Source organism: Desulfosarcina sp. (genome assembly GCF_041551955.1).
Classification (GTDB): Bacteria; Desulfobacterota; Desulfobacteria; order Desulfobacterales; family Desulfosarcinaceae; genus Desulfosarcina.
Window position 1 is genome coordinate 1 of record NZ_JBFELV010000180.1, and the last position, 9,380, is coordinate 9,380.

A 9,380-nucleotide genomic window follows, 5' to 3' on the forward strand; every position below is an offset into this window, starting at 1 on the left:
GTGGTCAAACTGGGCGATGAAATCGGCAGGGTCGACAACATCGGCCTCCGATTCACCACGCTGATCAACTTGCACGGCCAGCGGATTTTAATCCCCAACAGAAATATTTCTGTAATCAGCCAGTTTCGCGGCGGCTGTATCCGTGCCTACGTAGACATCCAACTGCCGGGAGAAGTCGATGAAGATGAGATATCCCAGGCGGTTCAGGCCATTGCCAAGGGCATGTATCACCAGCACCGGTCCATCATCCTGGATGCGCCGGAGACATTCGGTATCAAGGATGCCAAAGCTGGCCAATGGCGGTATCTGCGCATCAAATTCAAGCTGTGGCCAGGCCAAATGAAAATCATCGAGGAGACATTCGAAGAAAGGGTGGTCCAAATACTCAAGAAACCCTATCCGGATTTTGCTGCCTGGATGATTACGATAACCTACAAGGTCGAATAGACCCGCAGGATGTTATCCTCTTTGCCTATCGACAACATTCAAAGTGAGGAGTCAATTATGGCCAAAGTCGAAGTGAATACACCGGCACCTGAGTTTTCCTTGCTCGATTTTAACGGAAACAACGTATCGCTTTCAGATTTCACCGACCGAAAACATGTGCTCGTGGTTTTTAATCGCGGATTTTTCTGACCATTCTGCCAAAGGCACATGGCGCAGTTGCGTCAAGACCATAAACGCTTTGTAAAATTGAATACAGAAATCATGGTTGTCGGGCCGGAGAATGCCGAGTCATTTAAAAAATACTGGAAAAAAGAGGAGTTGCCGTTCATCGGGCTGCCCGACCCGGGACATCGGGTCCTAAAATTATATGGACAAGAGGCCAGTTTGTTCAAGCTGGGCAGACTGCCTGCACAGATGCTAATTGATACGTCCGGTATGCTCCGGTATGTGCATTACGGTCATTCGATGGCGGATATCCCTTCGAACAAAGAGATAATGAATCTGATAAAGCAAAGCCCACCAACCCAATAAGGTATCTGAAAAAATTAAACGCTCAGTTTGGGTTCGACTGAGATTTGATGTGAACGTCCCGCTGAGGAAAAGGGATTTCGATACCATGTTCTTTGAAGGCATCCCAAATGGCAATGCGAACGGCGCTGCTGACATTTGCAACCCCATTATCCGGATCCCCGATCCAAATGCGTAGTTCCAGATCCACCGCACTGTCACCGAAGTTTTTCAGTTGGCACACGGGGCCGGGTTTGTCCAACACGCGATCGATCCCTCGGGCGGATTGCACGATTAAATCCATGGCTTTGTGAAGGTCTGTATCGTAGGAAACCCCAACGCCGATTTTTAATCTTACCAGACGGTCGCTGAAGGACCAGTTAATCACCTGTTGGGTAATCAGATCCTCATTAGGTATCAAATACTCGTACCCGTCACGAGTGACCACCGACACATAACGGGCCCCAAGAGACTGAATTTTGCCATAACTATTTCCGACCCCGACCACGTCGCCAGGTTTTATCGATTTGTCCAGCAGCAAAATGACACCGCTGATCAGATTAGAAACCACTTTTTGCAGGCCAAAGCCGATACCCACACCGATAGCGCCGCCGATGAAGGCAAAGGCCGAAATGTTGATGCCGAGACTACCTAAAGCGACAACCACGGCTACCGTTAGCAGGGTGACTTTCAGCGCTTTGGACAAAAGCACCTGCACCGATGGGGTGAGTTCCTCCAGACTCAAGATCCTCTTTTCCATGAGAACGGAAACACTCGATGCCAATTTCAACAGCACCGTAAAAACAATGACCCCTTTTATGAGCAGAAGCAAAGAAACGTTGATACCGCCAAGGGTGATCGCCAATTGGTCGAGCAGTTCGATCGTCGGACCGAGCAGATTGAGGATGTGAAGCGCTGCGACGGTCCAGGCGGTAATCGATAACAGTCGAGCCCAATTGGAGTCGCGCAGCATCGCGGTGGTAAAACGAATAATGATCCAAGCAGTTAAAAGCCGAGTGGCCGTGTCGATCAAAAAAGCCGATATTCCGTATTTAGTGATTCCCACGCTCCCGATACGAAGCACAAGAATGGCGATTAAATAGGTAATCAGGGGCAAAAACGCGCTGATCATTTTCCCCGGCAGTCGATCTCGCCAGTCATGATGGTCCAAAAGCCGTTTTAGTCTTTTTATCAGCGGGCGAGCGACTAAAGGAGCGATGAGCAGTCCTATTGCAATGACCGCCATCTCAACCAGTGTATCGATGGTCAGTGCTTTTTGGGTAAGCCATTGCCAGAGTGCTGATAGGTGGGACAGAATAAATGCCGGATCAGTATATTTATCCATTAATTGAGTATCCTATTTTCCAACTTCCGTAATTGTCGGTGGTTCAACCTCGACGGTGAATTCATTCGCGGCTTGCGCCGTGACGCTGGAACGAATGTGAATGTCACGCTGGGGAAAGGCGATTTCAAGGTTTCGCTCCCGGAACACCCGATCGATCTCGAAGCGGATGGCGGTGGCGACTTTGAGCATGTTGTCTACATCGGTCCACACGCGCAATACGAAGATCAGGGCGCTGTCGCCAAAATCGGAGAAAAGCACATCAGGCCGGGGATTGGCGAGTACTTTATCGGTTCTGCCGGCGATCTCCAGCAGACTACTGCGAACCAATTCGATGTCGGAGCCATAGGCCACGCCTACGGAAACTTTTATCCGAAGGGTCAAGTCTCGGAAACTCCAGTTAGTCACCTGACTGCTGATGAACTCCGAGTTGGGAATGATCAGCGAAGCGTTGTCGAATGTCTGTACCACGGTGGATCGAAACCTGATTTTCTTGACCTCCGCCCAGATGCCGTTGATCTCCACCGCGTCGCCCACCTGGATGGGCCGTTCGAAGAGCAGGATGATGCCGCTGATAAAATTGTTGAAGATGTTCTGCAGACCAAACCCCAGCCCGATACCCAATGCGCCGAAGGCCACCGTCAGGGAGGTGGAGCTCAACCCAAAGGCATGCAGGGCCACCAGCACCCCAGCACCCCACAGGAGATAGACGGTGATGCTGGTCATCGAATGCTGCAGACCGGACTCCAGGCCGCTTCGCGCCAGTATGCGGGTGGAAAGCACGTGGCGCCATAATCGAATCAGCAGATGGGTAATAAACAGGATCAGGGCGGCTGAGATAAGGCCCATCAAGGTGAAGCTGGAATCTCCGACACTGACGGGGAATCGCAAGACTTTGGCCAGTCCCGTGAAAACCGTCTGGGTCCCGCTCCAGGCCAGGACCACGGTGATGACCAGCAGAATGCCCCACAACAGCCAGCAGAGTTGAAACACGGCCCAGCGGATAGGCTCTGCCGACCGGTATGGTGCGGCCGAGGGGCTGTGGGGTCCCTTGTAGAAACGCTGGCCGCCCTCCCGAAGGATCAGAAAGAAGAGCAGCCCCCAGAAAAGTGCCGCTATCGTTGCCCCCCATGAGGTGAACCAATACAGTGACAGCGCGCCGTAGCCGGCCAGTTCGAGAACCGGGCCGGTGATGAAAATGGTGTGGCCCAGCACCGAGAGTGTTGGGCGCAGCAGCTTCTGCCAGATCTCCGGGGGCACCACCGACATGGGATGCGCCCTGAATGTGGGGCGAAAACGAAAGATCCAGGCAACCAGGGCTGCCTCGAAAGTGATGCGGGCCGCCATCAGCAAAACGCCCCCGGGCCCCAACATCCACGCAAGCACCAGATAGATCGCCGCGAAATAGCGGATCAGGCGCAGCAGCCGTTTCAGGCGGGAAGTCCATGCAGTCGGCAGTAGTTGGTGCTCCTGCTGCGCTTGCAAGGTGATAAAATTCAGGCCCCACTTGGTGAAGAGCCATACGACGAGCAGGAAAAATGTTTCCTGAATGCCCGGAACGGTGGTAAAAAGCCCGCGCGCTTGAAAAAAGATGTAGAAGAACAGCGCGGTACCCAGCTGCGGCATGGAGCGGGTCAACAGCCGGATGGCCATCCGGCGCCAGGGATATTCAGCACCGAAGGGCTTGTCTTTGAGTTGCCGGCAGAAGCGCCGGAGGCGCATGATCAAAACCAGGGTCAGCAGGTAAAGCAGTACCGAGGTAACCGGCAGCAGCCCCCGGCTGGCCAGCAGATCGGTTCCCAGGGCAAGCCAATACTCCAGGGAGCTGAATTTACGAATCTGTTCCCCCAATTGCTTCAGTTCCCCCCCGATGTTTTTCCATCCGAGGCCGATGATCGGGTTGACGGTCCTCTGGAAGAGGTCTGCACGCTTTTTTTCCTTTATCCCCAGGCTGAATTTTTCAGCCAGGCCGACATATCCCTGCCGGACATCACCAACCCTGGTGATCAGGTCGGCATAGTCGGTTTGCAGTTCTCCCAGGATCTCAACCCGCTGCGCCTGGCTGCGAATCAGGGCGTTCAAGTCGCCGATTAGCGCCTGGGCCTCCGGGGTATGGCCTTTATCCGTTTTCATGACCTCGAGCTGCTGATCGGCAATGGCTTTCTGCTCAGTCAGCTGTTGTGCAAGTTCCTGCACGGCATCCAGTCGCTCTTTCAACTCGGCTTGTCTACCATTCAACCTTTCAACGGTGCTTCGAATGCCAAGCCAGGCTTTCTCAAGGTCGTCGATGCGGGTCCCGGGTGTCAGCAGCAGGTTGCCGGTGGTCGAGAGTTGAATTTCTTGGAGCTCGAGTTCGTCATTCAGGTCGCGAGATCGTGCTTCGTGGTCTTGTATACTTTTTTCGACACTCGAGAGGTTTCTCTTTTCGGCCTGGAGGGTCGCCTGAACGGTTTGCTTCAGGTCGGTATATTGGGGCGGTGTTTGGTGCTGCACCGAGGCATCGTCCCGGGCAAAGGACGGTGATGCGTTCAGCAGCAAAAGAATGGTAAGAATAAGTCCCCACCGGCCGCTGGTCGCCATGACAAAAAGCTTCATTGCAGTTTTCAAATCCAGGATATCCTTTCGTTGTCATTCCCAGTCAGGGAACCGATGCCCCTTGTCCGCGAAATCCACCATGCGGACCACGCTGCAGGAGGTACAGACCTGCGGGTCTCGAGCATCAACAATCATCCCGATGTTTCCGGTCGAGACCCCATCATGGACTCGAATATCAATCCGTTGAATGCCCACCCCGGCCGCTGATTCTGACACTGAGCAGCGGAACCGGGCATCGCCGGAACAACCGTTCCGCAATGGATCCTTGCAGTACGTCGCTGAGATTCGACCGACCCTTGGTTCCGATAACCACCAGATCGGCCTGCTCTTGGTCGATGACCTCGACAATCACCTGAAAAGGATCGCCGATCTTGATCAGATAGTCGCATTCCCGATCCGCACCCCCGGCGCGCGCTATGGCTTCACGCAGGGACTGCAGGCGTTCGCTCTCCATGTCCGCCCGGTGCTGGGCCAGTGAGATGGGAACGTTCTCATAGCCAAAAGCAATCTTTTCGAGGGCTTTTTGCATGCTGTCCATGTCCCGCTGGTTGATTACATTGATCACCAACAGACCGGCGTCGAGGCTGTCGGCAAGGCCGATGGCCGTATCCAAAACGTCGCCGGTGTAGGCGGAGAGGTCGCACGCAGCCAGGATTTTTTTAATTTTTTTCACGATGCCTCCTCGTATCTGAACGTCTGATGGTTCTCGGCAAACTAACCTTTTTGACAGATCTGCCGGAGACCTGCCCACATGTTCTCTTCAATCGGAGTGGCTTCATGATCGCGTTCAGAGCCATTTGATTTTTTTTAAACCATGCAATCAGGACAATGGCAAGCACAACCAAGAATGCCGTGACTATCCATAAAGCCCACTTTTTTGTTATTGCACAAAAATATTCGGATGAGATAGGCTGGTGGCAATCATTTTATCTGAAAAATTGCCTTCGTTAGGCGCCCATATTAGCAGCGTTCTCATGGAACATCATTCACGGTGAATATCAGCTCATTTTTCTTCAGAATGATGCTCACCCTTGAACACTGCTGCAGGATGAGGGCGAATCAAACGTCGAACGTTCACCCCTGGAATCAAGCAAATTACGACCAGAAAGCATCATATGTCCAATATCTCGCTCTACGAAACCTTTCTGGTGATTTCCACCGCCGCCTTGTTTCTCGTCTACCACCTGCATCTTTACGTAAAAGTCCATAAGGCCCCCTTGACGACGGCCATCGGCGTTACCAATCACGCGCGACACATGTGGGTCGAAAGGATCATCAGGGGCAAGCGCGACATCCTGGCAGTGCAGACCCTGCGCAATCAGGTGATGGCCGCCACGTTTTTGGCATCCACGGCGATGCTTATCAGTCTGGGGTCGTTCAGCGCCGCTTTTCGACCGGGCGTCTTCATGGAAGTCTCCCATACGCTCAATCTGCTGGGAACAAAAACCGAAACCTTGTGGATGTTCAAACTGATGCTGCTGGGCATTTTATTCTTTGTCACGTTTTTTAATTTTTCGCTGTGTATCCGCTACTACAATCACGTCGGGTTCATGATCAACACGTTTCAGCAGAACGATGTCACCGTCTCCGAGAAAGCCGTTACCGAGGTGCTCAATCATGGCGCACTGCATTACACCATCGGTATGCGCGGGTTCTACTTGTCGGTGCCGCTCGCCTTGTGGCTGTTCGGTCCGATCTGGATGTTGGCGGGCAGTGTGGTGTTGGTTGCCGTTTTATATCGCCTGGATCGTGAGGCGTAACTCTTTTTTTAATATTCAGCATCTCATCGTCATGGCTTTTCTTTGGCTGCTCGTCCATATTTTTCCATTGAACCCTCCCCGCGGCAAGCCGCGGGGAGGGTTCACCGTAAGGATGAAAATTGATTTCCAGTTCGCTCGCAAACCCCGCCGCAAGCGGCGGGGAATGCGCTCGCTATCGCGGTTCATGAAAGTTGGCAGGGTCGAATAGACCCCAACGTGGTAAATAGAAACGTTATCTCAACAGCCTTGCTGCAACATGGCGAGGCTGGGAATCGGGAGAAAAAACATGCAAAGCAATCCGTTGAAAAGAGGGGGCGCACCGGACCGATCCCTGAGCCAAAGCCCGGCCTGGAAGGCCCTTAAGACCCATCACGCCACGATCGGTGATCTGCATCTGCGGCAGCTCTTCGCCGACGATCCGGGCCGCGGCGAACGCCTGGCCGCTGAAGTCGGGGCCATTTACCTGGACTACTCCAAAAATCGGGTCACCGACGAAACCATGCGGCTCTTGATCAGATTAGCCGAGGAGTGCGATCTGCGCGAGCGCATCGATGCGATGTTCCGCGGCGAGCCGATCAACGAAACGGAGAAACGGGCCGTGCTTCACACGGCTCTTCGCGCACCCAAGACCGAGAAGATTGTGGTCGATGGCGTCGATGTCGTACCCGAGGTGCACGCGGTGCTCAACCAGATGGCTGCTTTCTCGCGCCGGGTGCGCAGCGGTGAGTGGCAAGGATACACCGGCAAGCGGATCCGCAATATCGTTAACATCGGCATCGGCGGCTCCGACTTAGGCCCGGTGATGGCTTACGAGGCGCTGCGCCATTACAGCCAGCGCGACCTGACATTCCGCTTTATCTCCAATGTGGACGGCACCGACTTTGCCGAAGCCACCCGTGATCTCGACCCGGCGGAGACCCTGTTCATCGTCTGTTCAAAGACCTTCACGACCCTCGAGACGCTGACCAACGCTCACAGCGCCCGCGCCTGGAGCCTGCGCCGACTCGGCGACGAGCGGGCCGTGGCCAGGCACTTTGTCGCCGTGTCGACCAACGCCGACGGCGTGTCCCGATTCGGCATCGATACCGCCAACATGTTCGGTTTCTGGGATTGGGTCGGCGGACGCTACTCCATGGACGCGGCCATCGGCCTGTCGACCATGATTGCCATCGGCCCGGAGAACTTCCAGGCGATGCTGGCCGGATTTCACGCCATGGACCAGCACTTCCGCAGCGCGCCGTTCGCCCAGAACCTGCCCGTGCTCATGGGCATGCTGACGGTGTGGAACACCAACTTCCTAAACGCCGAGACGGTAGCCGTGCTGCCTTACGACCAGTATCTCAACCGATACCCCGCCTACCTGCAGCAGCTGACCATGGAGAGCAACGGCAAACAGGTCACCTTAAACGGCACGCGCGTAACCTATCAGACCGCACCCATTTGCTGGGGCGAGCCCGGCACCAATGGTCAGCACTCGTTCTATCAGCTGATCCATCAAGGTACCCGGTTGATCCCCTGCGACTTCATCGGCTTCTGTCAGAGCCTGAATCCCATCGCCAACCATCACGATCTGCTGATGTCTAACCTGTTCGCCCAGACCGAGGCGCTGGCTTTCGGCAAGACGGCGGACGAGGTCATCGCAGAAGGTATACCGGAATGGCTCGCGCCGCACCGTGTCTTCGAAGGCAATCGCCCGACCAACACCATCCTGGCCGAACGCCTGACACCGAAGACGCTGGGTTTGTTGGTTGCGCTCTACGAGCACAGCGTTTTCACCCAGGGGGTCGTCTGGGGCATCGATTCATTCGACCAATGGGGCGTCGAGCTGGGCAAGGTGCTGGCCCAGCGGACGAGCCCCGAGCTTGAAAGTGCGGACGAGCCGGAGCTCACGCATGACAGCTCGACCAACGCGCTCATCCGACGCTACCGGCGACTCAAGGACGGGCGTCGATGAGTTCTCACCCTTTCACCCAGGATAACCGGCGCCAGGGTGATGAAAAAAGCGCAAGCACCCTGAAGAAGGCTTTTTCGATGGCTCTGCTTGCCGGCTTCTGCTCGGCGGCCACCCTCGCGGTCGCCATGAACCTGACAGTCGGCAATTTCAGCGGCGGCGATTTAGATGGCTGGACGGCTCAATCATTCCAGGGGACAACCAGCTATCGATTGGTAGCGCAGGACGGCCGGCAGGTAGTGGAAGCCGACAGCCAGGGAACCGCTTCGGGGCTCGTACGGAAAATAAGGGTCGATCTAAAAAAATTACCGTATCTCAACTGGTCCTGGCGGGTCGACGATGTCCTGAGCGGAATCGACGAACGGACCAAAGCCGGTGACGATTATCCAGCCCGGGTCTATGTCATCGTCTCCGGCGGCGTCGCCTTCTGGCGCACCAGAACGCTGATTTATGTCTGGTCCAGCCGACAGCCCGCCGGCAGCACTTGGGAAAATGCCTTTACCGGAAACGCCCAAGTCATGGCGCTGCAGTCCGGCAAGGGCGCCGGCTGGGCAACCGAACGGCGTGATGTGCGAGCCGACTTCAAGGCCTGCTTTAAAGACGACATCACCTTCATCGACGCGGTCGCCATCATGACCGACACGGATAACAGCAAGCAGGAAACCACGGCCTGGTATGGGGATATTTTTTTCTCGAGCGAATGATCATTCAGCGGGTGTCGCCGAAAGAAAAAGCCAAATCAACCCACGCAAACTGCCCGGCGGCATTGCCGCAAGCA

General features: G+C 55.0%; 7 protein-coding genes and 1 pseudogene. 5 read left to right on the forward strand and 3 right to left on the reverse strand.

The window, feature by feature from the left end; translation table 11 throughout:
• Both ABYV26_RS14175 and ABYV26_RS14180 read left to right on the forward strand, forming a co-directional pair.
• The coding region (locus ABYV26_RS14175; protein ID WP_372682007.1) for a mechanosensitive ion channel domain-containing protein at nucleotides 1–447 on the forward strand (447 nt) is incomplete at its 5' end.
• Between the two features lie 201 nt (nucleotides 448–648).
• A pseudogene (locus ABYV26_RS14180) lies at nucleotides 649–978 on the forward strand (peroxiredoxin family protein); the annotation flags it as partial.
• Between the two features lie 22 nt (nucleotides 979–1,000).
• Here ABYV26_RS14180 and ABYV26_RS14185 read toward each other — a convergent pair.
• The 3 genes from ABYV26_RS14185 to ABYV26_RS14195 all read right to left on the reverse strand — a co-directional run bounded on the left by ABYV26_RS14185 (nucleotide 1,001) and on the right by ABYV26_RS14195 (nucleotide 5,564).
• Nucleotides 1,001–2,299, reverse strand: coding sequence for a mechanosensitive ion channel family protein (locus tag ABYV26_RS14185; protein WP_372682008.1), 1,299 nt, complete (start codon nucleotides 2,297–2,299; stop codon nucleotides 1,001–1,003).
• Nucleotides 2,300–2,311: 12 nt separating this feature from the next.
• Nucleotides 2,312–4,903 carry a mechanosensitive ion channel domain-containing protein gene (locus ABYV26_RS14190; protein WP_372682009.1) on the reverse strand — a complete coding sequence of 864 codons (2,592 nt, stop codon included), beginning with the start codon at nucleotides 4,901–4,903 and terminating at the stop codon, nucleotides 2,312–2,314.
• 163 nt (nucleotides 4,904–5,066) lie between these two features.
• Nucleotides 5,067–5,564: a universal stress protein gene (locus ABYV26_RS14195; protein ID WP_372682010.1), complete on the reverse strand. Its 498-nt coding sequence runs from the start codon at nucleotides 5,562–5,564 to the stop codon at nucleotides 5,067–5,069.
• 442 nt (nucleotides 5,565–6,006) lie between these two features.
• Here ABYV26_RS14195 and ABYV26_RS14200 point away from each other — a divergent pair, with 442 nt between their 5' ends.
• The 3 genes from ABYV26_RS14200 (at nucleotide 6,007) to ABYV26_RS14210 (ending at nucleotide 9,306) form a co-directional block, all read left to right on the forward strand.
• Complete coding sequence (locus ABYV26_RS14200; protein WP_372682011.1) at nucleotides 6,007–6,651, forward strand: DUF599 domain-containing protein; 645 nt, start codon at nucleotides 6,007–6,009, stop codon at nucleotides 6,649–6,651.
• A 286-nt stretch (nucleotides 6,652–6,937) separates the two neighbouring features.
• Nucleotides 6,938–8,605 carry a glucose-6-phosphate isomerase gene (gene pgi / locus ABYV26_RS14205; RefSeq protein WP_372682012.1) on the forward strand — a complete coding sequence of 556 codons (1,668 nt, stop codon included), beginning with the start codon at nucleotides 6,938–6,940 and terminating at the stop codon, nucleotides 8,603–8,605.
• Nucleotides 8,602–9,306, forward strand: a complete 705-nt coding sequence (locus tag ABYV26_RS14210) for a DUF3047 domain-containing protein (RefSeq protein WP_372682013.1) — start codon at nucleotides 8,602–8,604, stop codon at nucleotides 9,304–9,306. Before pgi ends, ABYV26_RS14210 begins: the two co-directional genes overlap by 4 nt.
• The last annotated feature ends 74 nt before the right edge of the window (nucleotides 9,307–9,380 follow it).